We start from the raw sequence: 24,548 nt of genomic DNA, 5'->3' as shown, positions 1-24,548 counted from the left end.
TTAGATCTAAGACGCATTGCCCAAATGGCAGGCGTGAATTTTGGAGGTAAAAGTTTTGAATCTGCCTAATAAGATTACAGTAGCAAGAATCTGTTTAATACCAGTGTTTTTAATCATCATGCTCGTTCCTTTTTCATGGGGGACGCTGACTTGGGGAGAATACAGTTTGCCAGTGGCGCACTTAGCTGGAGCCATCCTCTTTATTATCGCTTCCACTACGGATTGGATCGATGGCCATTTTGCCAGAAAATATAATATGATTACTGATTTAGGGAAATTTTTAGATCCATTGGCTGATAAACTTCTGGTTTCGGCTGCCTTAATCGTTTTGGTTGATCTAGATTTAATGTACGGTCAATCTTGGATTGCCATCGTTATCATAAGTCGCGAGTTTGCAGTCACCGGATTGCGTCTGGTGTTAGCGGGTACAGGGGAAGTGGTTGCAGCGAACCAGCTTGGTAAAATTAAAACATGGGCACAAATTGTTTCTATTTCGGCATTATTGCTGCATAACCTTCCTTTTGCCCTCATTTCACTTCCATTTGCTAATATCGCATTATGGATTGCATTAATCTTTACAATCTGGTCAGGTTTGGATTATTTTATAAAAAACAAAGAAGTATTTGTTAATTCAAAGTAAAACGAATGGTGGTTTTGAAAAGATGGATGCAGAAATCATTGCAGTGGGCTCAGAGCTTCTTTTAGGACAAATCAATAACACTAATGGAAGATTCTTATCGCAGCAGTTTGCGGAAATGGGGATCAACGTTTTTTACCATACTGTGGTCGGGGATAACGACCGCCGATTACAACAAGCTATAGAAATCGCTGAATCGAGGGCGAACTTGATTGTCTTTACCGGTGGACTTGGTCCTACCAAAGATGATTTAACGAAAGAAACGATTGCTCGCCATATAGGGAAAAAGCTCGTTTTTAATGATGAAGCTTTGCAATCCATTGAAGCTTACTTTCAAAAACGGGAACGGCCGATGACGGAAAACAACAAAAAGCAGGCCCTTGTCTTAGAAGGCAGTGAAGTGTTGGCAAACGATCATGGCATGGCACCGGGAATGGTCTTGTCCAAATCTGGGATTACATATATGCTTCTACCTGGTCCACCAAGTGAAATGGAGCCAATGTTTTTAAGTTATGGTTATGAAAAGATCATGAATAAATTGGAAAAGCATGAACGGATCGATTCCAAGGTTCTTCGGTTCTACGGTATAGGTGAAGCCGAACTGGAAACGGTTATTGAAGATCTCCTTGTCAATCAAACGAATCCGACAATTGCTCCGCTGGCAGCCGAAGGGGAAGTGACGTTAAGGATCACCGCTAAAGACTCTTCTAAAGAAAAATGCGAAGAGCTTATTCTAGAAGCGGAAAAAGAAATTCTCAGCAGGGTCGGTAAGTTCCACTATGGAAGTGATAATACTTCGCTAATAAAGGAACTTGTAAAAGAATTAACGGTCCGCAAGCTTTCAATCGCGGCAGCTGAAAGCTTGACCGGAGGGATGTTCCAAGAACAGCTGACAACCATCCCGGGTGCCGGTAAAGTATTCAAAGGCGGAATTGTCTGCTATACGAATGATGCGAAGTCGAATGTCCTCGGCGTCAGTGATGATACGATATCTGAGCATGGGGTGGTCAGTGGTGAGTGTGCAATGGAAATGGCCTCTAATGTCCGGAGCAAGCTCGATGCGGATGTAGGCATAAGCTTTACGGGTGTTGCAGGGCCGGATGAACAAGAAGGAAAGCCTGTAGGGACAGTATTTATTGGCATTTCCTATCGGGATGGGAACACTCATTTCAAGGAGTTGAATCTTTCCGGAAGCAGGGCGCAAAACCGTATTCGGAGTGTGAAGTACGGCTGTCACTACCTATTAAGGGATTTATAATCGCTAAAAGCAGGGCTTTTTACAGCTCTGCTTTTTATTTGGTCTGAGAAGTTTGTTTCTTGAAAAATAGGGAAAAAAGAAAAAAGTTAATTCAATGAAAATGTTTTTTTTAGGGAGTAAGTGAAATGAAATGGGGTTTTCCTTATGATAAAACGCTTTTTTACAAAGAATATCCCGACAGAAAAAACGAATGAATGTTCGACTTTTTGCTTGGCAAAATAGTAAAAAGAGTATATAGTAAAGATAGGTTTTGAGACAGGATACAAACCTTGATCTCAAATAATTGCTAACGTAAGTACACCTTTAATCGGACAGCCGATTATTTGAATATAGAGGAGGAAATTGAGTGAGTGATCGTCAAGCGGCTTTAGATATGGCGTTAAAACAAATTGAAAAACAATTTGGTAAAGGTTCCATTATGAAACTTGGGGAACAGACTGATCGTAGGATTTCAACGATTTCAAGCGGTTCTTTAGCATTGGACGTAGCATTGGGAGTGGGCGGATATCCAAGAGGCCGGGTCATTGAGATATATGGACCTGAAAGCTCCGGTAAAACGACTGTTGCATTACATGCTATTGCAGAAGTACAAAAGACTGGCGGCACGGCTGCATTCATTGATGCCGAGCATGCCTTAGATCCAGCATATTCAGAAAAACTTGGTGTGAATATCGATGAGTTACTGCTTTCACAGCCTGATACGGGTGAACAAGCCTTAGAGATCGCTGAAGCGTTAGTTCGAAGTGGAGCGGTGGATATCATTGTCATTGACTCGGTGGCAGCACTTGTTCCTAAAGCTGAAATCGAAGGCGAAATGGGAGATTCCCATATGGGTCTTCAAGCCCGGATGATGTCCCAGGCACTAAGAAAACTGTCTGGTGCCATTAATAAATCAAATACCATTGCCATTTTCATTAACCAAGTCCGTGAAAAAATCGGTGTTATGTTTGGGAATCCTGAAACGACTCCGGGAGGCCGGGCATTGAAGTTCTATTCAACTGTTCGTCTGGAAGTGCGCCGTGCGGAACAACTAAAACAAGGAAATGAAATTGTCGGTAATAAAACCAAAATCAAAGTTGTAAAGAACAAGGTTGCTCCACCATTCCGTCAAGCGGAAGTTGACATCATGTATGGTCAAGGGATTTCCCAGGAAGGTGAAATCATCGATATGGGTGCAGATCTTGATATCGTCCTTAAAAGCGGCTCGTGGTATTCATACAATGAAGAGCGTGTCGGACAAGGCCGCGAAAATGCGAAGCTGTTCTTGAAAGAAAATCAGGATATCGCTCAGGAAATTTCTCAGAAAATCAGAGATCACTATAATCTCGATGGAGAGCATGAATTACCACCAGAAGAAAATGAACCAGAAGAGCATTTTGAATTGCTTGATTAATGGTATTTGGAAAAGGCCTAAGCTTGTTCGCTTAGGCCTTTTCAATATATTTTGAGAAAGTGCGAAATTTTGAGAGGATTAAATGGCAATGAAATCAGATTTAAAGACTTCTTCCATAATGAATGCTGTACATTATGATGGTTGATATTAAGAAAACTTGAATAATCATTGATACATAAGGGACAAACGCTTGACAATAAAAATTCTCAACTATACAATTAATATGTATATTTTACAATTTTTCAAACTAAAATTTTGAAAATTAAGTGCTGTATATTGAATTTATGTGCAATGTACTTGCCGACAGTTCAACATTTTATGTAAAAAGTTCATAGCAAGGGGAGGTGAAACGATGGAACCCATGACAATCATCTTCACTTTGCTTGGCCTAATCGTCGGTGCAGTTGTTGGTTATTTTATTCACAAATCAAAATTTGAGAGTAAAATAGCAGGGGCAAAGGGCTCTGCAGAACACATCCTTGAGGATGCAAAACGTGAAGCGGAAGCACTTAAGAAAGAAGCCTTGTTGGAAGCAAAAGATGAAATTCATAAAGTTCGTGCCGATTCGGATCGGGAAGCCCGTGAAAGAAGGAACGAATTACAAAAACAAGAAAATCGGTTATTGCAAAGAGAAGAGAATCTGGACCGCAAGGATGAAACGTTAGACAAACGTGAAAGCCTTTTGGAGAAAAAAGAAGATTCTCTAAACCAAAGACAACAGCATATTGAAGAGATGGAAAGCAAAGTGGACGAGACGGTTCGTAAGCAGCAAACAGAGCTTGAACGTGTTTCCGGTTTAACTCGTGAAGAAGCTAAAGCAATCATTATAGACCGAATGGAAAACGAGCTGGCTCACGATGTAGCGCTTATGATTAAAGAAAGTGATACCCGTGCCAAAGAAGAAGCTGATAAAAAAGCAAAAGAAGTCCTTTCTCTTGCCATTCAGCGTTGTGCGGCTGATCATGTTGCAGAAACCACCGTTTCTGTAGTAAATCTTCCAAACGATGAAATGAAAGGACGGATAATCGGACGTGAAGGACGAAATATCCGGACGTTAGAAACGCTAACAGGTATTGACCTTATTATTGATGATACTCCTGAAGCTGTCATTTTATCTGGATTCGATCCAATTAGACGGGAAACGGCACGCTTGGCTCTTGAGAAACTTGTTCAGGACGGACGGATCCATCCGGCCCGCATTGAAGAAATGGTTGACAAAGCAAGACGTGAGGTAGATGAACATATTCGTGAAATTGGTGAGCAAACAACTTTTGAAGTTGGAGTTCACGGTCTCCATCCAGATCTCATCAAAATACTAGGACGTTTGAAGTTCCGTACCAGTTATGGGCAAAACGTACTTAAACATTCAATTGAAGTGGCCCAGCTTTCAGGTTTACTGGCCGCTGAGCTTGGTGAGGATGAAGTTCTTGCCCGCCGTGCAGGTTTATTGCATGATATTGGGAAAGCGATCGATCATGAAGTGGAAGGCAGTCACGTTGAAATTGGCGTTGAATTAGCAACCAAATATAAAGAGCATCCAACTGTCATTAACAGCATCGCTTCACATCATGGCGATACGGAACCAACTTCCATCATTTCAGTGCTTGTGGCTGCCGCTGATGCATTATCAGCTGCAAGACCGGGAGCTAGAAGTGAAACGCTTGAAAATTACATTAGAAGACTTGAAAAACTTGAGGAAATTTCTGAATCCTATGATGGAGTGGAAAAATCTTTTGCGATTCAAGCCGGACGAGAAGTACGGATTCTAGTGAAACCAGAACAGATCGATGATCTTTCGGCCCATCGACTCGCACGTGATATCCGGAAAAGGATTGAAGAGGAGCTCGATTACCCAGGTCATATAAAAGTCACGGTCATCCGTGAAACAAGGGCAGTCGAATACGCCAAATAATTGTTAATGAAAGACGAAGTGGTGCAAACCACTTCGTTTTTTCTTTTTCCGATATTAATCGTTAAGCGTAATTCCTATAATTACCCCAAATTATGTTACAATACATACTTGAATAATTCATAATTAGGTGAATCTAGAAAGGGTTTTACAATGAAATTGCTATTTATTGGAGATGTAGTGGGGTCTCCCGGTCGTGACATGATCCAAGAATACCTTCCTAAGTTAAAAGAAAAGTATCGTCCGCATATCACGGTGATCAATGGCGAGAATGCAGCAAGCGGCCGGGGAATTACAGAAAAGATTTACCGCAGTTTTTTAGAGTGGGGAGCGCAGGCAGTGACCATGGGAAACCATACATGGGATAATCGAGATATTTTCAATTTTATCGATGAAGCGAAATATCTCATCCGTCCAGCGAACTTTCCAGACGGGGCACCTGGAGAAGGAATGAAATTTTTAAAATTGAACCAGCATGAAATAGCGGTCATCAATTTGCAAGCAAGAACGTTCATGCCGGATTTGGATTGTCCGTTCAAAAAGGCTGAAGAACTCGTGGCGGAGGCACAAAAAAAGACACCAATCATCTTTGTCGATTTTCATGGAGAAGCTACAAGTGAAAAGCAGGCTATGGGGTGGTTCCTGGATGGGAAGGTTACAGCCGTTGTCGGTACACACACACACGTCCAGACAGCCGATAACCGTATATTACCTGGAGGCACCGCTTACATATCAGATGTAGGCATGACAGGACCATATGATGGCATCCTTGGTATGGGGAGAGATGCAGTCATCCATCGGTTCCTAACTAGCCTTCCTGCTCGTTTCGAAGTGCCAAAAGAGGGGCGGACCCTATTAAGTGGGGTTCTCCTTGAAATTGATGATGAAACTGGCAAGGCTAAAAAAATAGAAAGGATACTGATTAACGAAGATCATCCCTTTTATCATTGATTCGAACGGATGGACAGTCAAACTGGCCATCCGTTTTTCCATTCATTAATAAATGGTGGACAATCCCGGTTTTCTTTGTCATACAAGTTTTACTTGATGAATATAGTAGCAGTGGAAAGTGTTATAACTATTGAGCCAAGTTAGAATCGGCAGGGAAAACAAGGAGGACTAGGAATGGAAATATTAAAAGTTTCAGCAAAATCTAATCCTAATTCTGTAGCAGGCGCACTAGCGGGAGTGCTCAGGGAAAGAGGGGCAGCCGAAATTCAAGCAATCGGTGCAGGTGCGTTAAATCAAGCCGTCAAGGCAGTAGCAATCGCAAGAGGGTTTGTCGCACCTAGTGGAGTTGACTTGATTTGTATTCCTGCCTTTACAGATATACTTATTGATGGCGAAGAGAGAACGGCAATAAAACTAATCATTGAACCAAGATAATTCCATGTTGGGTGTCCTGTTTGTCGGTTGGCGAGCAGGCACTTTTTTGTCGTGAAATCCAAATGACGAAAGACCCGTGTCCCTTTATAATGGAATATATCATCAAAAAAGGTACAGGAAGGGGGATTACATTGGAGATTTTTGATGCACATTGTGATGTGCTGATGAAGATGTTCATCGATCCGGATATTTCTTTTACGAATAGTGATAAATTACATATAACAAAGCGGGGTTTATTGGATGAAGGGGGAAAAGTCCAATGTTTTGCAATATATATTCCTGAAAAAGTCCACCCTGATATGAGATTTCAAGCGGCTTTGGCGATGGTGGATATTTTTCATGAAAAGATTTTATCAGAGCCGGAAATGAAATTTATAAAGACCAAGGCAGACATCGAATCTTTAAAAGAAAAGGAAATCGGTGCAATGCTGACATTGGAGGGGTGCGATTGCATTGGGAATGATTTGTTGAAACTGAAAACCCTTATTCATCTTGGAGTGTCCTCCGTAGGTCTAACTTGGAATTACGCTAACTTGGTAGCGGATGGGGCATTAGAAACAAGAGGGGGCGGCTTGACAGGATTTGGAACGGAGGTGGTCGCGCTATTGAATGAGAAGGCAATTTGGTGTGATTTATCCCATTTGTCCGAAGCTGGATTTTGGGACACCCTAAAGTTGGCGAAATTCCCAATCGCCTCTCATTCGAATGCTTATCATCTTTGTCCGCATCCGCGAAATTTAAAAAACACCCAGATAAAAGCCCTTTTGCAGAAAAATGGGGTGATCGGCGTAACCTTTGTCCCGCAATTTCTAGCAAATGGTGATTCTGCTACGATAAAGGATATCTTGAAACATATAGAGCATATATGCAGTTTGGGCGGGGAAAGACAAATTGGATTAGGGTCTGACTTCGATGGAATCGATCATATGGTAGAAAATTTAATGTCATATAAGGATTATCATAACTTAATCAATGAACTGAACAGGCTTTATTCCAGTGAGTTTGTAAAAGGTCTCCTTTTTGATAATTTCACTCGTAATTTTCCGCTTGAAAAGGTAATATCCTAAGTGATTTTCAATTCTTACTATATAGATATGAATAAATATTCTGAAAATATAAAAAATAAAAGCAAAAAGGTTGCAATTTAATGCTTAAACCGATAGAATTGAAAGCGTTTAGTACACCTTTCCTAAATTAGAACGATTAATTATACATATGAATGTTCTGAAGAGAGGTGCGGTTAAATGCATTTATATACGAACGTCCTAAAGGAGTGTAAGACATGATCAATCAACTTTCATGGAAAGTTGGCGGACAACAAGGTGAAGGTATTGAAAGTACAGGAGAAATATTCTGTATTGCCCTCAATCGCTTAGGTTATTACTTGTATGGCTACCGTCATTTCTCATCCCGAATCAAGGGTGGACACACGAATAACAAAATTCGTGTAAGTACTACGGAAACTCGTGCTATCTCTGATGATTTAGACATCTTAGTTGCTTTTGACCAAGAAACAATTGACGTCAATTATAAAGAATTACATGAGGGTGGCATCATAATCGCAGATGCAAAATTCAAACCTGTCTGCCCAGAAGATACAAAGGCAGAATTATATATTGTTCCATTTACGGAAATAGCAGCCGAATTAGGAACATCATTAATGAAAAATATGGTCGCCATCGGTGCGACATGTGCTGTTCTAGGAATGGAAATTTCCGTATTTAACGATGTGGTTGATGAAATATTCGGCCGTAAAGGTGAAGAAATCGTTAAGAAGAATATGGATGCCATTACTGCTGGCTATAAGGCAATGGAAGTGTTGCTTGGAGAAAAACTGGGCGCAATGGAGCTGGAAAAGGCAGACGGCCAAAAACGAATGTTCATGATCGGTAACGATGCCATCGCTTTAGGTGCAGTTGCAGGCGGTTGCCGCTTCATGGCAGCTTACCCGATTACTCCGGCCTCGGAAATTATGGAATACTTAATTAAAAAACTTCCTCAATTTGGTGGGACGGTCATACAGACTGAAGATGAAATTGCGGCGGCTACAATGGCAATCGGTGCAAACTATGGCGGTGTGCGTGCCATCACAGCTTCAGCTGGACCTGGACTTTCCTTGAAAATGGAAGCGATTGGTTTAGCGGGCATTACCGAAACGCCAATTGTCATCGTCGATACTCAACGTGGCGGTCCATCTACGGGACTTCCTACAAAACAGGAGCAATCCGATTTAATGGCGATGATTTATGGTACACATGGTGAAATACCTAAAATCGTCATGGCTCCGAGTACTGTTGAGGAAGCTTTTTATGATACGGCAGAAGCATTCAACCTTGCAGAGGAATATCAATGTCCAGTTATCGTTTTATCCGACTTACAGCTATCATTAGGTAAACAAACGGTTCAGCCGCTTGATTACGGAAAAGTGGAGATAAGACGCGGAAAATTGGTTGACTTTGAAATTGAAGAGGCTGAAGACAAATCTTACTTCAAGCGTTATGAAGTAACGGAAGACGGAGTCTCACCACGTGTAGTGCCTGGTATGAAAAATGGAATTCACCATGTTACAGGTGTTGAACATGATGAAACGGGCAGACCTTCTGAAACGGCTTTGAATCGTAAATTGCAAATGGATAAACGGATGCGTAAGCTGAATAATTTAACTAACACATTCCAAACACCAGTATACAAAAACACACCGCATGAAGATGCGGATTTATTAATTCTTGGCTTTAACTCAACACGCGGGACGATTGATGAAGCGATCGGCCGGTTAGAAACGGATGGAATGAAAGTGAATCATGCGCAAATCCGTTTGATTCATCCTTTCCCAACTGATGAAGTCCTATCATTGGTGCAAAGTGCTAAGAAAGTAGTAGTTATTGAAAATAATGCGACTGGACAATTGGCTAATATTATCAAGATGAATGTCGGACATGTTAATAAAATTAAAAGCATCCTAAAATATGATGGCAACCCATTCCTCCCGCATGAAATTCACACACAATGCAAGGAGATGTTCGAATATGGCAACGTTTAAAGAGTTTCGGAATGATGTAAAACCTAACTGGTGTCCTGGCTGCGGAGATTTCTCCGTTCAGGCTGCCATGCAGCGTGCGGCAGCCAATGTAGGATTGGAGCCGGAGAATTTGGCCGTTGTTTCCGGTATCGGCTGTTCAGGTCGTATATCCGGTTACATCAAGTCCTATGGTTTCCATGGTATCCATGGCCGCTCACTGCCAATTGCCCAAGGAGTAAAAATGGCCAACCGTGAATTGACCGTTATAGCTTCAGGCGGTGACGGAGATGGTTTTGCAATCGGGATGGGTCACACCATCCATGCGATCCGCCGTAATATCGACATTACGTATATTGTCATGGATAACCAAATTTATGGATTGACAAAAGGCCAGACTTCTCCTAGATCCGCTGCTGGATTCAAAACGAAATCCACTCCAGAAGGATCAATAGAACAGGCTGTTTCGCCTATGGAATTAGCATTGTCAGCTGGCGCTACGTTTGTCGCCCAAAGCTTTTCCACTGACTTGAAAGACCTGACGGCGATCATTGAGGCAGGGATAAACCATAAAGGGTTCTCCTTTATCAATGTTTTCTCTCCTTGCGTAACATACAATAAGATCAATACGTATGATTGGTTTAAACAAAACTTAACTAAATTGAACACGATTGAAGGCTATGATTCATCAAATAAAGAACAGGCCATGCAGACTTTGATGCAACATGACAGCCTTGTGACAGGGATTATTTATCAAGACTCTTCACGCCCTTCGTACCAGGAATTAGTGCCAGGGTATGCTGAAAAAGCGTTAAATAAATCAGATCTGACACTGGATCAAGCGCACTTTGATAAGCTTGTTGCTGAATTTATGTAAAAAGTTAAAAGGTTCACCCCTAAAGATGGGGTGAACCTTTTTTGTGATTAATTGGAAAGCTCAAGTAGAGAGAATCACTATACTCTCTAAATTAGAATCCGAAGAAATTGCAACGATTCCTTCTACGACAACAATTGTGATGGCGGTCCCGATCGCGATCCCGATCACGGTCCCGATCGCGCCTATTACAGCCCCTCACAGCACGACAAAAATTGTCTGCGATTCTATCGTTATCTCTGTCCCGATCTCTGTCCCGATCGCGGTCCCGATCGCGGTCCCGATCGCGGTCCCGATCGCGGTCACGCCTATTACAGCCCCTCACAGCACGACAAAAATCGTCTGCGATCCTGTCGTTATTATTATCATGATGATCGTGATGATCGTGATTATTGCATCCACATGACATATAAGTCACTCCTTCATAATTTTGTTATACAAGATATCTTATTCGAGAGCGGACAAGATGCTATAGAAACATGACCCATTTAACAAAAATGTACGAATACCCTAAAAATCATCATTATTAATGTGAACAGGCCGGTACAAAAGCGATTATGGTATTTTTGTGATTGGTTTTTCATATCTTTACATATTAAGGTAGATGAAGAGAGCAGCCCTATGTCAGGGGGATGTACATGTTGAGAGGTAAAATGAAAGCCATCGTCAAACACCACCGAGGTTATGGGGCACAATTACAAGTTGTCGATATACCGGACATTCGTGATGACGAGGTTTTGATTCGAGTGAAAATGACCTCGATCTGCGGAACGGATATTCATATTTTCACCTGGGATGAATGGTCACAGGGAAGGGTGAGTCCACCATACGTATTTGGGCACGAATTTGCTGGGGAAGTAATCGAGATAGGAGCAAGTGTCAGCAATGTTTCGGTTGGTGATTGTGTATCCGCCGAGACACATATAGTTTGCGGTACATGCAGGCAGTGCGTAACCGGACAATTCCATATTTGTAAAAAAACAAACATTATCGGTGTTGATAAACAAGGGTGCTTTGCAGAGTATATAGCTTTGCCAGCCAAAAATTTATGGAAAAATCCAAGTGATATGCCACTCGATATAGCTACCATCCAAGAACCAATGGGTAATGCAGTCCATTCAGTGCTAGCTGGCGAGGTGCTGGGTAAAACGGTGGCAATAATCGGCTGTGGTCCAATTGGGCTAATGGCGATTGCTGTAGCAAAGGCCGCGGGTGCTGATAAAGTAATCGCTCTTGATATTAATGATTATCGACTTCAGCTTGCCAAAAAGATGGGTGCTACAGACGTCATTCATTCAATTAAACAGGATCCATTGGAAATCACGAAAAGCCTCACAAGTGCGGATGGGGTGGATGTTGTTTGCGAAATGAGCGGTAATCCTGCAGCTATCCAACAAGGGTTCAAGATGGCGACGAATGGTGGAAGAATATCAATTCTAAGTCTGCCTACTAAGCCCGTCACGCTTAATATAACAGAGGATATTGTATTCAAGGGTCTTACTGTCCAAGGGATAACTGGAAGGAAGATGTTTTCAACCTGGCAACAGGTATCAAGTCTGCTTGAAAGTGGCAACGTTGATGTAAAACCAATGATTACCCACCGGTTTTCACTTAGCGATTTTGAAAAGGGATTTGATCTGATGATCAAAGGTCAGTGTGGTAAGGTTCTCCTTATACCTTAAACATCTGAAAAGGTGGAAATTGCATTGTCTGCATTTGAAAAATCTTGAAAGGGGAAGGCGTCATCCAAAAATGACAAGAAGAGGCTAATTTCGTCGTAGCCTCTTATTTCATGTTCTTATTTTCTGTATTTGTGAAAAATTTCTTACAATTGAGGAAGCCACGACAGAATGATTGTTTCTTGCAGTTAAAAGCTTTATACTATGATAATGTGGATATATCACACTTAATAGCAAATATTTACTGGTAATTCTTAAAAAGGAATCCGTATAAATCCATTTGAAGATAGGTCTTGAAATAGTTGGTGAAAGAAATAAACTAACTATTTTGAAAGGAGATTAACTATGAACGAGAAACAACGATTAGAATCACAACAAGTACAGGCTGAGAATCCAGCGGACAAAAAATCCGAGAAGGACTTCAGTAAGTACTTTCAAGCTGTTTATATTCCGCCTTCCTTAAAAGATGCGAAAAAGCGAGGGAAAGAAGAAGTAGAATATCATGATGACTTTGCAATTCCTGAAGGTTTCCGTGGAATGGGAGAAGGTAAAAAGTTTTACATTCGTACTTACGGCTGTCAAATGAACGAACATGATACAGAAGTCATGGCGGGCATCTTTATGGCACTTGGTTATCAGCCGACAGACACGGTGGATGATGCTAACGTCATTTTACTTAACACTTGTGCGATTCGGGAAAACGCAGAGAATAAAGTGTTCGGTGAATTGGGGCATTTAAAATCATTGAAATTGGAAAAGCCGGATCTATTGCTTGGGGTTTGCGGTTGTATGTCACAAGAGGAGTCAGTTGTAAAGCGGATCCTAGAGAAGCACCATTTTGTAGATATGATTTTCGGAACGCATAATATCCACCGGCTGCCGCAAATTCTTAATGAAGCTTATCTTTCCAAGGAAATGGTCATTGAGGTTTGGTCTAAAGAAGGTGATGTAATCGAGAACCTTCCGAAAGTGCGTAAAGGAAAAACGAAGGCATGGGTCAATATCATGTATGGCTGCGATAAGTTTTGTACATACTGCATCGTACCTTACACAAGAGGGAAAGAAAGAAGCCGCAGGCCTGAAGATATCATCCAAGAAGTCCGTCATTTAGCGGCACAGGGTTACAAGGAAATAACCTTGCTTGGACAGAATGTGAATGCTTACGGTAAAGATTTTACGGATATCGAATATCGTTTCGGCGATTTGATGGATGAAATCCGCAAAATCGACATTCCGCGTATTCGTTTTACGACAAGCCATCCCCGTGATTTTGATGATCACTTGATTGAAGTACTGTCTAAAGGCGGAAATCTCGTTGACCATATCCATCTTCCAGTTCAATCGGGAAGTACAGACACACTTAAAATCATGGCCCGTAAATATACACGCGAACAATATTTAGAGCTAGTAAAGAAGATCAAGGAAGCTATCCCAAGTGCATCGCTAACCACTGACATCATTGTAGGCTATCCGAATGAAACGGAAGAGCACTTTGAAGAAACGATGTCTTTATACCGCGAAGTTGGTTTCGATGCAGCATATACTTACATCTATTCACCACGTGAGGGAACACCGGCTGCGAAAATGCAGGATAATGTACCGATGGAAGTGAAAAAGGAACGTCTGCAACGCTTGAATGCCCTTGTCAATGAAACGTGCGCATTGAAAATGAAGGAGTATGATGGACAGATTGTTGAAGTGCTCGTTGAAGGCGAAAGCAAGAAGAATGCGGAAGTATTAGCAGGTTATACAACGAAAAATAAGCTCGTGAACTTCAAAGGACCAAAATCCGCTATTGGCCAAATCGTAAAAGTGAAAATCACAGGAACGAAAACATGGTCATTAAATGGGGATATGGTTGAAGAAGCAACGGCGATTGAGGTGGAGTAATATGACTAAATATACTAAAGATGACATTCTGAACAAAGCGGCCGAGCTTGCTGAAATGATCGCCAGCACGGAAGAAGTCGATTTCTTTAAACGGGCAGAGGCTCACATCAATGAAAACCAAAAAATCCGTGAAATGATCGCCAGCATCAAGAGTTTGCAAAAACAGGCTGTAAACTTCCAGCATTACGGCAAAGAGAAAGCATACAGTCAAGTTCAGGCCAAAATTGATGCACTGGAAAAACAATTGGATGAACTTCCGATCGTGCAAGAATTCAAACAATCCCAAGTGGATGTAAATGATCTTTTACAAATGGTCTCATCACAGGTATCAAATAAGGTGACGGACCTGATTATTGAATCGACCGAAGGTGACGTCCTTCGCGGTGAGACAGGTTCACAGGTACAAGCAGGCGGCGGAAGCTGTTCATGAATATTAAAAAAGCCCTTCTGATTTCAGAAGGGCTTTTTATATGCGGAAATCCTTATACAGTGCCCATTCGTGACACATATCCCAAAACACGCGCATAAAATAATCTAGGTTTAAAACATTACAGCAGTTTTCAAACAATTAAAATTCTACGCACACTAGACTTTTACCACGCATAGGATGAATGGAAACTGTATGAGGAGGGTTCGCTAGCATGTCACAATATAGAGAGATAATTACTAAAGCGGTGGTGGCAAAAGGACGTAAATTCACAAAGTCCTCTCACACCATTTGCCCGGCTCATCATCCTTCTAGCATTCTAGGTTGTTGGATCATCAATCATAAATACGATGCAAAGAAAGTCGGCAAAAAGGTAGAAATTCACGGCAGCTACGAAATCAACGTCTGGTATTCTTATAACCAAAATTCGAAGACGGAAGTTGTAACTGAAAAGGTGCAATATACCGACGTTATTTCGCTGAAATACCGTGATCCCGATTGTCTTGATGACCATGAAATCGTTGCAAAAGCTGTCCAACAGCCGAATTGTTTAGAAGCTTGCATCTCCCCATGTGGACAAAAAATCATTGTCCATGTGGAAAGGGAATTCTTTGTGGAAGTCGTCGGCGAAACGAAAATTTGTGTCGCTGTAAGTCCAGATGGCCGCTGTGAGGATGACTGGGGCTCTGATTTCGATGATGAGGATTTCGAAGATTTAGATCCGGATTTCCTTGATGAATTCGAAGACGAATAGAATATAGAAATTAATACCGGATGACATTCCCTTCATCCGGTTTTATTTAATTTGAAGCGGGACAAGTTCCTTGCTGAACTGGCGATGAGAAAAAAAGCAATGTAATGTTACTATATCCGTGTGTATGGCTTTGCAGATACAGCTAGCTCACAATTTAAAGGATAATTGATTTACCATGCAATTTCGAATACAGGCAATGTTGCTTTCCCGTATGTTATAATGAAGGACATAAATGTGTAATAGATTTTAGTTTGGAAAGGTTTTGAAGGAATGGCAGGATATACTCCGATGATACAGCAATATTTAAAAATTAAGGCAGAGTATCAGGATGCCTTTTTATTTTTTCGTTTAGGCGATTTTTATGAAATGTTTTTTGACGATGCACTGAATGCATCGCAAGAGCTCGAAATCACATTAACGAGCCGAGAAGGCGGTAGTGAAGAGCGAATTCCGATGTGCGGCATTCCGTATCACTCGGCTGCTAATTATATTGATATATTGATAGAAAAAGGTTTTAAAGTAGCTATTTGTGAACAGACCGAAGATCCGAAGCAAGCCAAAGGTGTGGTACGCAGGGAAGTTGTCCAGCTGATTACTCCAGGAACGAAAATGGATAGTAAGGGTCTTCGGGAAAAGGAAAATAATTATATTGCCACCATCACTGATTTCACGGATGGTCAGTTTGGCTTTGGATACAATGATTTATCGACAGGGGAAAATAAGGTCACTTTGATTGAGAGTTTCGAAGAAGTCCTGAATGAATTTGCCATCCTTGGTGCTAGTGAAGTGGTCATTGCCGAGGATTTCAATGAAGAATGGAAAAAAAAGCTGCAAGAACGGGGCGCTGCCGCTCTATCCCTAGAGAGTAATTTGGTTCAAAGCGAATCATTCGTTGCATTGCTACATCCGTTAAAAGACCAGAAACTGGCGACAACGACCTCACGTTTATTGAATTATCTATACCGTACCCAAAAACGAAGCCTGGATCATTTACAGCCAGTGCTTGCATATGAAACATCACAATATATGAAAATTGATTATTATAGCAAACGCAATTTGGAATTAACTGAAACCATTCGTTCCAAAGGTAAAAAAGGATCATTATTATGGCTGCTTGATGAAACAAAAACAGCCATGGGCGGAAGGATGTTGAAACAATGGATTGATAGACCGCTCATTAATAAAAAACAGATCGAGCGGAGACAAAGCCTTGTTGAAACCCTGAAAAATCAATACTTCGAACGGCAGGACTTGCGTGAACGCCTGAAGGAAGTGTACGACTTGGAGCGGCTTGCCGGAAGGGTGGCCTTCGGGAATGTAAACGCTCGGGACTTGATTCAACTGAAACGTTCATTGCAACAGGTGCCGATCATTCGTGAAATCGTGAAGTCAATGGCTTCCAATCAGGATATTTCAATTCTGGCCGATAAATTGGATCCTTGCGAAGAAGTGACGGATTTGCTTGAAACGGCGCTTGTAGAAAACCCGCCATTGTCCGTGAAGGAAGGGAATATCATTCAGGACGGTTTCCATAAGGAGCTGGATACATACAGGGATGCCAGCAGAAACGGGAAAACTTGGATTGCACAACTTGAACGCGAAGAGCGGGAACGCACCGGGATCAAATCATTGAAAATCGGATATAATCGTGTATTTGGCTATTACATTGAAGTCACACGAGCCAATTTGCATCTGCTTGAAGAAGGCCGTTATGAACGGAAGCAAACTTTAACGAATGCCGAACGTTATATCACACCTGAATTGAAAGAAAAGGAAGCTTTGATTTTACAAGCAGAAGAAAAAAGCATCAGTTTGGAGTATGACCTATTCCTCAATCTTCGTGAAGAGGTCAAAAGCTATATCCCGCGCTTACAGGATTTAGCGAAAGGCGTCAGTGAACTGGATGTCCTGCAGTGCTTTGCCACGATTAGCGAAGAACGCCATTATGTGAAGCCAGTCTTTTCCGATGATCGAAGAATCGTCCTGAAGGAAGGCCGGCATCCAGTTGTCGAGAAAGTCCTTCAATCACAGGAGTATGTCCCCAATGACTGCTTTATGGATGGAGACCGGGAGTTACTCTTGATCACCGGGCCAAATATGTCGGGTAAAAGTACGTATATGCGTCAAATTGCGCTAACATCGATTCTAGCGCAAATTGGATGCTTCGTATCTGCAAGTATAGCTGAATTGCCTATTTTTGATAAGGTATTTACTAGGATTGGCGCGGCAGATGATTTGATTTCCGGTCAAAGTACATTCATGGTCGAGATGCTTGAAGCCAGAAATGCCATCATGAATGCGACAGAAAACAGTTTGATATTATTTGATGAAATAGGGCGGGGAACATCAACTTATGATGGGATGGCGCTTGCTCAGGCCATCATTGAATATATTCATGAGGAAATTGGGGCAAAGACTCTTTTTTCGACTCATTATCACGAATTGACTGTATTGGCAGCGGAACTGCCAAAATTGAAAAATATCCATGTCAGTGCCATTGAGCAAAATGGAAATGTCGTTTTCCTTCATAAAATTAAAGAAGGGCCAGCAGATAAAAGCTATGGAATTCATGTGGCTAAGCTAGCTGATTTACCGGAGCAGTTAATAGATCGGGCAGCCGATATTTTAGCGCAGCTAGAGAATGAAAATGGACAGGCAAAGGCGATGTCTGAACAGGAGGCTGCTGCTGTAAAAGCACCTATTGCCGAAGCCGCACCGGTTACATCCGTCAATGAGGCACAGCTTTCCTTCTTTGGGGAAGATGCTCCTAAAGGAAGAGTGAATTCTTCACCTAAGGAAAAAAAGGTGCTGGATGACATAAAATCACTGGATATCCTTGAAATGACGCCGCTTGAGGCAATGAATACCCTTTATAAATTACAAAAGAAACTTAAATGAGAATTAAAGCGAGGCGATAAAAATGGGAAAAATCATACAGCTTGATGAGGCTTTATCCAATAAAATCGCAGCTGGCGAAGTTGTTGAACGCCCAGCCTCAGTCGTTAAGGAACTTGTGGAAAACGCAATAGATGCAAACAGTACCATTATAGAGATTGAATTGGTGGAGGCTGGACTTGGTTCCATTCGAATCGTGGATAATGGCGATGGGATTTTGGCTGATGACATAGAAGCGGCATTTAAACGCCACGCCACAAGTAAAATAAAAGATGAAAATGATCTTTTCCGAATTCGAACACTTGGCTTCCGCGGTGAAGCAATGCCCAGTATTGCTTCAGTTTCCCGTTTTGAAATGAAAAGCAGCACTGGTGAAGGTGTAGGAACGCGAATACTTCTTGAAGGCGGCATGGTTAAGGAACTCGAGGCTTCATCCAGCCGTAAAGGAACGGATATCCTGGTTTCCGACTTGTTTTACAATACTCCTGCAAGGTTGAAATATATGAAAACCATTCATACCGAGCTAGGAAATATAACGGATGTCGCTAACAGGCTCGCACTTTCACACCCGGATGTTTCTATACGGTTATCTCACAACGAGAAGCGAATCCTGCATACGAATGGTAACGGTGATGTCAGGCAGGTGCTAGCCGCAATCTATGGTACGAATATTGCCAAAAAGATGATTCCGGTTCAGGCAAGCTCCCTGGACTTCAAATTATCCGGATATATCGTTATGCCTGAGGTCACCCGGGCTTCAAGGAATTATATTTCAACCATGATAAACGGACGCTTCATAAAAAACTATGCACTCGTGAAAGCAATCCTGGATGGGTATCATACCCTTCTTCCAATTGGACGTTTTCCAATTGCTTTGTTGAATATTGAAATGGATCCGATTCTTGTCGATGTCAATGTACATCCATCCAAAATGGAGGTAAGGCTCAGCAAGGAACAGGAATTGTACAGTCTTGTATCGGAAACTATCAAGTCTTCGTTTAAAAAGATGTCTCTAATACCAAGTGGATATACACCAACAGCAAAGCCGGAACAGGTGAAAAGTGAGCAAACTACGCTGGAATTGGACCATGTTGTGGAAAGCGGCAAGCGGGTCCTTGAAGAAGCCAAGAAAGAAGCTTCACTCTTGAAGGACACCTTGATTCGGGAAAAGCAGGAACAAAAGAGTTACGTGGATCATAATGAAGATTTCAATCTTGAACCAATAAAGGAAATAATCTATAGCAATGAACAGCAGCAAATGGAAGATGCCTGTATACCGGTCTTACAAGATGATGAAAGCAAACCATATTTCGAGTCGGCTGAAAAGTATACAACCTACGCTGTCGAAAAAGATGAAGAAATCGAGGCGAATGAACCGGACAGCCGCATCCCTCCCATGTACCCGATTGGGCAAATGCATGGAACATATATTTTCGCCCAAAACGAAAAAGGTTTATATATCATAGACCAGCATGCTGCCCAGGAACGGATCAAATACGAATATTTTAAAGAAAAGGTCGGACGTGTTGAAAACGAGCTACAGGATATGCTGGTTCCCATCACCCTTGAATTTTCAACAGACCAATGTATCCGGATAAATGAATATCGTCATGAGTTGGAAAAAGTCGGCGTCTATTTAGAGGAGTTTGGCTATAACGCTTATATTGTCCGATCGCATCCGCAATGGTTCCCAAAAGGAATTGAACAGGAAATCCTTGAAGAAATGATAGAACAATTGCTAATGATGAAAAAGGTCGACATCAAAAAATTGCGCGAAGAAGCAGCCATCATGATGAGCTGTAAAGCCTCCATAAAGGCAAACCGTCATTTGCGCAATGATGAAATCCAAGCACTATTAGATGAACTGAGGCGGACAACAGATCCCTTCACATGCCCTCATGGAAGACCTATCATCATCTCTTATTCCATTTATGAAATGGAGAAAATGTTCAAGCGGATCATGTAATTAAAAGCAACGGAGAACTCTTATGTAATAGGGTTCTCCATTTTTTTTTTGTTAAATGACCACAAAATGACCACATTTATTGCTCAAGGCTCTTTTTACCTGGTGCTTTTGAAAAGTTTTCTGCTGAAGAATCCTGTATATTCTGAGTAACATGATTATATTTTGTCTATGGTTATAGAAACTTTTGAATGTCCTAATCTTTCTGGAACCACTTTACAATTTCTTCGATCTCAAACATTTTAGTTGCATTTGTATGTCGTAAATCATGCTTGTACTATATCACAACCGATGAATGGGGAAGAAAAAAATATCATGATGTCACTCTTGCAGCTCAAAAAGACAAAAAAGGGAATGAAATTATTCCAGAAAGAAAAGTAAAGCAACCCGTTCTTTGGCCGAATGATAAGGGTATCGCAACTAAAGCGAAGTAAGGATATTTTGTATTAAAGTTTACCGGACCGAATCAAGTATTAGTTTTAGTCACTCCACTTCAAAAAAACTATATAGTTAATACCAATGAATAGATCGGTCAGCTGATGAAAATTAAAAAACTTATGATAATATGGAAAAACAGAATACCAGAAAGATACAAAGAATCAGGATTGAATACTTTGATATGGGTAGATTCCTTTAAAGATAAGAAAAGTTCTGAGCCAACCGCAAAATTGAGGTGAATGATCTGTTGTAATAGAGGGGGATCAATTTGAGATCTCTTATATATATTATAAGAAGAAACTCGGTAGAATATATATAGATTGAGATTGTATAACGGATGATTGTATCCAAGCGTGTTATGGATTTTATAATACCCATAAACCACGTTGGGTGACACCATAATATGAATGACCACCAAAATGACCACAAATTTTCTATTCGTAAATGAAATGTCATGAATTCATAAGATGGATAAATTCAAGTAAATAAGTAAACGTAACTAATGTAAGATGTGGCGAAGTAAATGAATTCGACTTTTAACGGGTCATGTAATTAAAAGCAAGGGAGAACTCTTATGTAATGGGGTTCTCCCTTGCTTTTTTCGATTCCGATTTACTAGACGCCATCCATGAAGGGGGTATAGGACTTGAACTCGGTTAATCAAGTTCCCAACACTCATCTTCAATAATAATAATAATTATAATTATAATATGGGGGACTAGGCTGGTATTGATAGTTGTAAGCCGGGGCAGTACACATTTGGTTATCATAGTGATTATGATATTGAGGATATTGCTGCATGTCTTCTTCGGCCGCTCGATGGCAGTTGGCTGGCGGACCGATGAATGTTGAGGGGTGAATCGGTGTAATTGCTTTTTTCCATTGGTTTTCATCCATGCAATACGTATGTGCCATAATATTTGCAGGTGTCAATTTCAAGATATCCGAACCCAGGATCACCTCAGGTGTTGGTGCATTAAAAATGGCCAGCAGATGAGTATTATCCGTATTAGCCACTTCATAATGCCACCAACCTTGTGGAACGTTGGCTACTTGGCCAGGTTTAATGGGATAATTTTGTATTTGCTTAGTAAAAGGATTCAGTAATGAAACGGTTGCCGCACCAGAAATGCAATACACTAGCTCTGCAGCATTTTGGTGATAATGCGGTTCTACGACATTGTTTGCACTAAGGTAAATATCTAATAAAGAAACATTTTCGAGTGTGTTCAATTGTTTGATACCTAATACATTTATATAGTTTTGATTGTCTTTTTTCATTAAATTGCTTTTATTAACATCGAAAAAGTATTGTGTGGATGGTGAAGTATAGTCCATATAGGAGACCATGAATTTATCATTCCTTTTTTTAGACTTGATTTTTCAGGATATGTTAAATCTCTTTTTAATGTGCAATAACCCACTGGGTTATTTGCTTCTGGAGCTAATAAGGAGTGCTAATGGTACACATCATTGAATGAATGAAATGCAATGATATCGTATAACGAATAAGCCCAAAACAGATGGTTATGAGATGAATATTATTCTTAAATATTTTTAAATCGTAATTACTAATCTGATTATTAGATATAATCAGAGATTTGATAAGCAGAATTTTCCCATTGCGTGACTTTAAATTACAGTGATATAATGTTCTCTGTGATTTTAAAGTTTAACATAGGAAGTGGCTAAATTGTCGAACAATTCAAAAGAGAGTAAATTCGTCCCGTACGTCTCTGCTTCTAAATCTCTACCGGAATTAACTGCAACTGCAATCATTCTAGGGATCATTCTTGCAATCGTATTCGGGGCGGCAAATGCATACTTAGGCCTACTTATTGGTTTAACTGTCTCTGCTTCAATACCCGCAGCGGTAATTTCAATGGCTATCTTAAGAGGGGTTTTTCGCAGGGATTCAATATTAGAAAACAATATTGTGCAAACGATGACCACGGCAGGTGAGGCTATTGGTGCCGGTGCTGTATTTACCATTCCAGCATTATTCATGTGGGACATGGACGTGAGTCAAGCATTCATCATTTTCGTTGTTTTAACTGGGGGATTTTTAGGGGTATTCATGATGGTTCCCCTTCGCCAGCTTTTGATTGTAAGGGAACATGAAACATTACCATATCCTGAAGGTACGGCATGTGCCGAGGTCCTGAAATCAGGAGAAAAGGGTGGTACAAGCGCGAAACTAATCGGAGCCGGTTTGGTTATCGGAGGTGTCGTTAAAGGGCTTGGTGATGGGTTTAAGCTTTTCAAGACAGAGGTTGAAACAGGAATCACGAATTTTAAAAATGCAGTGGTTGGTCTTGATGCATTTCCTTCCCTTTTGGGTGTAGGTTATATTATTGGACCGCGGGTTGCAGGACAAATGCTAGGTGGGGGTTTATTAGCCTGGGTCGTTCTAATACCGGCCATCAGCTTTTTTGGCGGAAGTAATGGAACAGCCATTTTCCCTTCTGAGGTACCGATCGGTGAATTGGATGCATGGGGAATTTGGGATAATTATATACGCTATATTGGTGCTGGTGCCGTTGCAACTGGCGGATTGATCACATTGATCAAAACCTTACCAATACTTTTCAGTTCAGTTTTTGATACTCTTAAAGGCGTAAAAGCCAATAAAGGACAACTAAAATCAGGTTCGATCCGTACAGAACAAGACATACCGGCTAAATACGTTTGGTTGGGAACGATCATCGTCATTTTAATCATTGCTTTCACACCTATAACAGATGTGGGAATCATCGGTGCGATTGCAATTGCGATTTTTGGATTTTTATTCGTGACAGTGGCTTCAAGGGTTGTTGGGATCGTCGGAAGTTCTTCTTCCCCTGTTTCTGGAATGACGATAGCTACTCTATTGATTGTAGCGATTGTCTATAAAGCTACTGGTTTTACTGGTACGACTGGAATGGTAGCCGCATTAACCGTCGCTGCGATCATTTGTACAGCACTTGCGGTTTCAGGTGATGTTTCACAAGATCTAAAAACAGGATATATCGTCGGCGGAACACCATGGAAACAACAAGTTGCCATGATGATCGGTGTTGTTGCGTCCGCTTCTGTCATTGGTTTTATCCTGGTTCTAATGGATAACGCATATACGATGGGATCTGCAGAACTACCTGCACCTAAAGCTGCACTAATGAAAATACTTGCTGAAGGTGTTCTTGGGGGAGATTTACCTTGGACTCTCATCTTTATCGGTGCGGCTATTTCCATCACATTAGAGTTTTTCGGCCTGAATTCACTTGTTGTTGCAGTCGGCATTTACTTGCCGGTTCATACTAGTGCCCCAATCATGATCGGTGGATTTATTCGATTCTTCGTTGAGTTCTTCTCGAAAACAAAAGAAGCGCTTAAAGCACGGGTTGATAGAGGTGTATTATTTGCCTCTGGTTTAATAGCGGGTGAATCATTGATTGGTGTACTTATTGCAATATTGATCGCAGCAGGTGTCCAAGTTCCGGCTGCGGCTAAATTAGCCAGCAATTTGCTACCTTTCCTACTATTCCTTGCTCTAGCTGGATTGCTTTGGTTCGTATCCAGCAAAGGGAAAAAAGAAGATGCTTCGTAAACGCCAATCAAAAAAGAGGAACCTGTTAACCATGGTTCCCCTTTTGGAAAGACGCGTCACTATGGTGCAAGAATCTCCGGAAGCAACTTTTTTAGTCATTCAAAGGACCAATTTTGTGGAACGAATCACAATTCGTTTCTTTAAACAACCTTCAGTCCGTAAAATCAAGCTTGATAAGTTTGGGGCATATGCCATTAAACAGATGGAGTTCCAAAGCAATGTAAATCAGATTTCAGAAGCGATGAGTGAACATTTTGGTGAGGAAGCAGAACCAGCCTTACCGCGATTGATGAAATTTCTGGAAATCCTTGAGGTTCATGACTGGATCATTTGGGATGAAGAAGAAAAATGATAAAAAGCTGAAGCTCTTTTTGATGCTTCAGCTTATTTTAATGATTATGTAACTAAAGCAAAATCCAATTAATTGACTGGACATTCATATA

19 protein-coding genes are annotated in these 24,548 nt (G+C 41.1%); 18 read left to right on the top strand and 1 reads right to left on the bottom strand.

Annotated features, from left to right (window positions below):
• The first annotated feature begins 55 nt into the window (after positions 1–55).
• The 16 genes from pgsA to mutL all read left to right on the top strand — a co-directional run bounded on the left by pgsA (position 56) and on the right by mutL (position 20,084).
• Positions 56–640 (top strand): CDP-diacylglycerol--glycerol-3-phosphate 3-phosphatidyltransferase, encoded by a 585-nt coding sequence (gene pgsA, locus QFZ73_RS02680; protein WP_034313524.1) that lies wholly within the window; start codon positions 56–58, stop codon positions 638–640.
• Between the two features lie 22 nt (positions 641–662).
• Positions 663–1,895 carry a competence/damage-inducible protein A gene (locus QFZ73_RS02675; protein WP_307262640.1) on the top strand — a complete coding sequence of 411 codons (1,233 nt, stop codon included), beginning with the start codon at positions 663–665 and terminating at the stop codon, positions 1,893–1,895.
• Between the two features lie 346 nt (positions 1,896–2,241).
• The gene (recA, locus tag QFZ73_RS02670) at positions 2,242–3,288 is read left to right on the top strand and encodes a recombinase RecA (protein WP_307262637.1); all 1,047 of its coding nucleotides are present in this window, start codon (positions 2,242–2,244) and stop codon (positions 3,286–3,288) included.
• 352 nt (positions 3,289–3,640) lie between these two features.
• Complete coding sequence (gene rny, locus QFZ73_RS02665) at positions 3,641–5,200, top strand: ribonuclease Y (RefSeq protein WP_063231807.1); 1,560 nt, start codon at positions 3,641–3,643, stop codon at positions 5,198–5,200.
• Between the two features lie 150 nt (positions 5,201–5,350).
• The gene (locus tag QFZ73_RS02660; RefSeq protein WP_251428030.1) at positions 5,351–6,148 is read left to right on the top strand and encodes a TIGR00282 family metallophosphoesterase; all 798 of its coding nucleotides are present in this window, start codon (positions 5,351–5,353) and stop codon (positions 6,146–6,148) included.
• Between the two features lie 174 nt (positions 6,149–6,322).
• The gene (gene spoVS / locus QFZ73_RS02655; protein WP_029281188.1) at positions 6,323–6,583 is read left to right on the top strand and encodes a stage V sporulation protein SpoVS; all 261 of its coding nucleotides are present in this window, start codon (positions 6,323–6,325) and stop codon (positions 6,581–6,583) included.
• Between the two features lie 89 nt (positions 6,584–6,672).
• Entirely contained in the window at positions 6,673–7,650 is a 978-nt protein-coding gene (locus QFZ73_RS02650; protein ID WP_251428248.1) for a dipeptidase, read from the top strand.
• 215 nt (positions 7,651–7,865) lie between these two features.
• Positions 7,866–9,623, top strand: a complete 1,758-nt coding sequence (locus QFZ73_RS02645) for a 2-oxoacid:acceptor oxidoreductase subunit alpha (RefSeq protein WP_307262626.1) — start codon at positions 7,866–7,868, stop codon at positions 9,621–9,623.
• Complete coding sequence (locus QFZ73_RS02640; RefSeq protein ID WP_057278380.1) at positions 9,610–10,476, top strand: 2-oxoacid:ferredoxin oxidoreductase subunit beta; 867 nt, start codon at positions 9,610–9,612, stop codon at positions 10,474–10,476. The genes QFZ73_RS02645 and QFZ73_RS02640 overlap by 14 nt, the downstream gene beginning before the upstream one ends.
• A gap of 43 nt (positions 10,477–10,519) precedes the next feature.
• Positions 10,520–10,879 (top strand): hypothetical protein, encoded by a 360-nt coding sequence (locus QFZ73_RS02635; RefSeq protein ID WP_307262619.1) that lies wholly within the window; start codon positions 10,520–10,522, stop codon positions 10,877–10,879.
• Positions 10,880–11,114: 235 nt separating this feature from the next.
• A complete protein-coding gene (gene tdh / locus QFZ73_RS02630; protein WP_307272548.1) occupies positions 11,115–12,155 on the top strand; it encodes an L-threonine 3-dehydrogenase in 1,041 nt (346 codons plus the stop codon).
• A 342-nt stretch (positions 12,156–12,497) separates the two neighbouring features.
• On the top strand, positions 12,498–14,042 hold the full coding sequence (gene miaB, locus QFZ73_RS02625; RefSeq protein ID WP_098370963.1) for a tRNA (N6-isopentenyl adenosine(37)-C2)-methylthiotransferase MiaB: 1,545 nt from the start codon (positions 12,498–12,500) through the stop codon (positions 14,040–14,042).
• Between the two features lies 1 nt (position 14,043).
• On the top strand, positions 14,044–14,472 hold the full coding sequence (locus QFZ73_RS02620) for a YlbF/YmcA family competence regulator (protein ID WP_034313499.1): 429 nt from the start codon (positions 14,044–14,046) through the stop codon (positions 14,470–14,472).
• A 211-nt stretch (positions 14,473–14,683) separates the two neighbouring features.
• Positions 14,684–15,223 (top strand): outer spore coat protein CotE, encoded by a 540-nt coding sequence (locus QFZ73_RS02615; RefSeq protein ID WP_034313495.1) that lies wholly within the window; start codon positions 14,684–14,686, stop codon positions 15,221–15,223.
• A 270-nt stretch (positions 15,224–15,493) separates the two neighbouring features.
• Complete coding sequence (mutS, locus tag QFZ73_RS02610) at positions 15,494–18,121, top strand: DNA mismatch repair protein MutS (RefSeq protein ID WP_307262607.1); 2,628 nt, start codon at positions 15,494–15,496, stop codon at positions 18,119–18,121.
• A gap of 22 nt (positions 18,122–18,143) precedes the next feature.
• Entirely contained in the window at positions 18,144–20,084 is a 1,941-nt protein-coding gene (gene mutL / locus QFZ73_RS02605; protein WP_307262604.1) for a DNA mismatch repair endonuclease MutL, read from the top strand.
• A gap of 1,116 nt (positions 20,085–21,200) precedes the next feature.
• Here mutL and QFZ73_RS02600 read toward each other — a convergent pair.
• Positions 21,201–21,869 (bottom strand): cupin domain-containing protein, encoded by a 669-nt coding sequence (locus QFZ73_RS02600; protein WP_307262601.1) that lies wholly within the window; start codon positions 21,867–21,869, stop codon positions 21,201–21,203.
• 343 nt (positions 21,870–22,212) lie between these two features.
• On the opposite strand from QFZ73_RS02600, the gene QFZ73_RS02595 reads away from it, so the two are divergent.
• Both QFZ73_RS02595 and QFZ73_RS02590 read left to right on the top strand, forming a co-directional pair.
• Positions 22,213–24,105, top strand: a complete 1,893-nt coding sequence (locus tag QFZ73_RS02595) for an OPT family oligopeptide transporter (protein ID WP_230177458.1) — start codon at positions 22,213–22,215, stop codon at positions 24,103–24,105.
• Complete coding sequence (locus tag QFZ73_RS02590) at positions 24,095–24,457, top strand: PqqD family protein (protein WP_251428075.1); 363 nt, start codon at positions 24,095–24,097, stop codon at positions 24,455–24,457. Before QFZ73_RS02595 ends, QFZ73_RS02590 begins: the two co-directional genes overlap by 11 nt.
• Positions 24,458–24,548 lie beyond the last annotated feature (91 nt).

Origin of the sequence: Peribacillus sp. V2I11 (assembly GCF_030817135.1) — a bacterium.
In the GTDB taxonomy this organism is placed as follows: Bacteria; Bacillota; Bacilli; order Bacillales; family DSM-1321; genus Peribacillus; species Peribacillus simplex.
Note: the sequence above shows the minus strand (reverse complement) of the source record. Positions and strands in the feature narration are given on the sequence as shown.

Bases quoted from the DNA above. Each gene is read 5' to 3' on its own strand.
- QFZ73_RS02675 (WP_307262640.1), top strand. From the start codon at position 663: ATGGATGCAGAAATCATTGCAGTGGGCTCAGAGCTTCTTTTAGGACAA.
- rny (WP_063231807.1), top strand. From the start codon at position 3,641: ATGGAACCCATGACAATCATCTTCACTTTGCTTGGCCTAATCGTCGGT.
- QFZ73_RS02660 (WP_251428030.1), top strand. From the start codon at position 5,351: ATGAAATTGCTATTTATTGGAGATGTAGTGGGGTCTCCCGGTCGTGAC.
- spoVS (WP_029281188.1), top strand. From the start codon at position 6,323: ATGGAAATATTAAAAGTTTCAGCAAAATCTAATCCTAATTCTGTAGCA.
- QFZ73_RS02650 (WP_251428248.1), top strand. From the start codon at position 6,673: ATGGAATATATCATCAAAAAAGGTACAGGAAGGGGGATTACATTGGAG.
- QFZ73_RS02645 (WP_307262626.1), top strand. From the start codon at position 7,866: ATGATCAATCAACTTTCATGGAAAGTTGGCGGACAACAAGGTGAAGGT.
- QFZ73_RS02640 (WP_057278380.1), top strand. From the start codon at position 9,610: ATGGCAACGTTTAAAGAGTTTCGGAATGATGTAAAACCTAACTGGTGT.
- miaB (WP_098370963.1), top strand. From the start codon at position 12,498: ATGAACGAGAAACAACGATTAGAATCACAACAAGTACAGGCTGAGAAT.
- QFZ73_RS02620 (WP_034313499.1), top strand. From the start codon at position 14,044: ATGACTAAATATACTAAAGATGACATTCTGAACAAAGCGGCCGAGCTT.
- QFZ73_RS02615 (WP_034313495.1), top strand. From the start codon at position 14,684: ATGTCACAATATAGAGAGATAATTACTAAAGCGGTGGTGGCAAAAGGA.
- mutS (WP_307262607.1), top strand. From the start codon at position 15,494: ATGGCAGGATATACTCCGATGATACAGCAATATTTAAAAATTAAGGCA.
- mutL (WP_307262604.1), top strand. From the start codon at position 18,144: ATGGGAAAAATCATACAGCTTGATGAGGCTTTATCCAATAAAATCGCA.
- QFZ73_RS02600 (WP_307262601.1), bottom strand. From the start codon at position 21,869: ATGGTCTCCTATATGGACTATACTTCACCATCCACACAATACTTTTTC.
- QFZ73_RS02590 (WP_251428075.1), top strand. From the start codon at position 24,095: ATGCTTCGTAAACGCCAATCAAAAAAGAGGAACCTGTTAACCATGGTT.